This window comes from Chitinophaga sp. (assembly GCF_035564935.1).
In the GTDB taxonomy this organism is placed as follows: domain Bacteria; phylum Bacteroidota; class Bacteroidia; order Chitinophagales; family Chitinophagaceae; genus Chitinophaga.
The window spans coordinates 1-2,497 of sequence record NZ_DATMTE010000307.1 but is presented as its reverse complement, the minus strand read 5'-3'; the positions used below and the strand labels follow the sequence as shown (position 1 = coordinate 2,497).

Genomic DNA, 2,497 nt, shown 5'->3' with positions numbered 1-2,497 from the left:
ATCTGAAAGGAACACATCTCCATCATCTTCCATAAATTTCCCCTTCTTGGCAGACAAGGTACTTTCCAGCCCCAGGGAATCATTATACATAAATACTTTCAGCCCGTTATTAAAGGCTACATAAGTGGGTTTATCCAGACCACGCTCCATTGTAGGGCCGGTTAATTTTGCATTTACCTTTCCTCCCTGGCTGAATATGATCACAATATCCTGCCCGTTTTCCGTAGCTGCCTTTTTCGAATCCAGCTCCATTACTGCGTCTATATCATTTTCACAGCTGCTAACGGCAAAGGCTATTATAAAAAATAAGATGGTTCTCTTAATCATTTGAATGGATAATGCTTCAAAGATAGGCATTCAATATAAGCTTTCAGCTTCCTGAAAATGAAGCGGAGATATAAGCATAGTCTGTGTTTACTTAGCTTATATCTCCGCTGCATGTATATCTGCAAAAATTTATTCGTATTTGCGTTTAATAAACCATTTATCGCTCAGGGTAAAGCCGAGTGATATACGGTAGATGTTCTCTTTTAACACGGTTTCGTTATTACCGCGGTGAGCAATCTCAAATGCCAGGTTAACCATGCTGTATTGATTGGAGTAAGGCATACGGCGTACCGGCAAACCGGCGCCTACTGTGAAGCCCATTGTAGGCATATTTACGCCTTCCAGCTGCAGGTAGTCCTTACCATAATATCCGCCAAGACGATATGCTACCCGGTTCCAGTAACCGCTCAGGGCAGTGGCATTGGGTACAAACTGTCCGCCGATAGCAAGTTTCCAGGAGTTTTGCAGGGAATCTTTTTTACCGAAGTTCTTATAATTCTCCCACTGACTGGAGTTGAAGTCAACCCCGATCATCCATTTATCAAATTTACGCAGCATAATACCAGCGCCATACTCCTCCGGGAATACCACAGTTCCCCTGTCGCCCTTCGAGTAATTAACGGTATCCTGTGTAACGTAGTTATTGGAAGATGCGTCGAACTGCACGGTTTCATTAAGTATTTCCTGCCGGGCGTTCATATTTTGCTTCAAACTACCGGAGGCGCCAAAGGTCAGGTCCATATCTTTCGCCACCTTAGCCCTGTACTGTACACCCACTTTGTAAAAAAAGCTGTTGTAGGTAGTACGGAACATCCGGTGTGAAGCATATACATTTGGATCAGGAAAGGCGAGGCGGGTATTGTTTTCTATATTACCAAAGAGGTACCCCAGGTTCACCCCAATGCTGAAATGGCCAAAGCGGACGCCTGTACCGGCATATAACTGGTAAAGACCGCCACTGCCTTCGTATTTGCTGGTCATGGGCACCCTCAATGTATCAAAGAAAGTACTGTTATGTGATTCCTGGATATTATAGGATACCCTTGTTACCGGGCGAAGTCCCAGGTTTAATCCCCATTTATTGGTAATCAGCGGAATACCCAGCTGCAGGTAGGAGAGGGTACCGAAACCGGAACTGAACTTTGCCCCCTGGTCTGAAATGGAACGGGCCCCGCCTTCCACCCCTACATCAAAAGTAGTAAGCAACAGGCTGGAGTAGCTGGCCGGGTTGATAAAGTTAACGGACTGAGGGTCACTATAAGCCTGAGAAACCCCTCCCATTCCACGGTTTACCGTGTTCTGGTTATTATGCAGATCTCCTAATCCGTAGCGGGAATATGGTGAGTTGTCCTGTGCGATAGCCTTATTTGCCAACAGAAAAAAACTTCCTAACAGGCAAAGAATACTGACTTTTGTCCAATGCATTTAGTATCAGAATTGAGTTTAAGCCCTTATTCCATTGAAAATATGGGTCTGCAAATATCTACTTTTTAAGGCGGGAAGCAAAAAAAACCAAAAAACCACCTGTTAAATGCGCGTTAAAGTTCCGGCGCCATTGCCCTGAAAAGCAAGCCAGGCAGGCATCTTCCTAAAAATTATAAATTATCAGCAGATAAGTTCCTGAAGTGCCCGTTCAGCTGTACCCGCTCTTTCAGCCTTTCCATTTCGGCCATCATGGGAATAACCTTGTGCAAATGACGCTTCAGGTATTCCAGCCGCTGGGCTTCATAAAAAAGGTGAAGCATCTCGTACTCTTCGTCGAGCGACAACCCCGCATGATGCGCCAGGTCGTACGAGCTGAGCTCGCTATCTTCCTTTCTGAACGATTTATGGATCTGGAGAATAGCATGCAGTTCCCTTACGCCGTGCAACACTTCCTGCAGCAACCGGCTATGGCTGGATTCATTGTTCTCCGGGTAATTGACAATAGCGCCGGCATATAATTTCTCAGGGATATCGGATACATGCTCCAGAATGCGGAAAACACTGTCTCCAACGGTAATTATGTCCATTTCCCCGCTCTCATATATTTTTTCTACCTTTTTTATTTGCACAAGTGTTCCATATTCCATAATTTTTTTATTTATTACAACTGGAATACCAAACGGCTTTTGCTCAGCAAAACAGGCTGCAATTAATTGCTTGTACCGGGGCTCAAAAACATGCAGAT

At 44.7% G+C, this 2,497-nt stretch carries 2 protein-coding genes and 1 pseudogene; all 3 read right to left on the bottom strand.

Going from position 1 to position 2,497, the window contains the following annotated elements:
* A pseudogene (locus tag VN105_RS08255) lies at positions 1-327 on the bottom strand (hypothetical protein); the annotation flags it as partial.
* A 129-nt stretch (positions 328-456) separates the two neighbouring features.
* Positions 457-1,701: a hypothetical protein gene (locus VN105_RS08250; protein WP_325639743.1), complete on the bottom strand. Its 1,245-nt coding sequence runs from the start codon at positions 1,699-1,701 to the stop codon at positions 457-459.
* Between the two features lie 221 nt (positions 1,702-1,922).
* Positions 1,923-2,495, bottom strand: coding sequence for an LON peptidase substrate-binding domain-containing protein (locus VN105_RS08245; protein WP_325639741.1), 573 nt, complete (start codon positions 2,493-2,495; stop codon positions 1,923-1,925).
* Between the last annotated feature and the right edge of the window lie 2 nt (positions 2,496-2,497).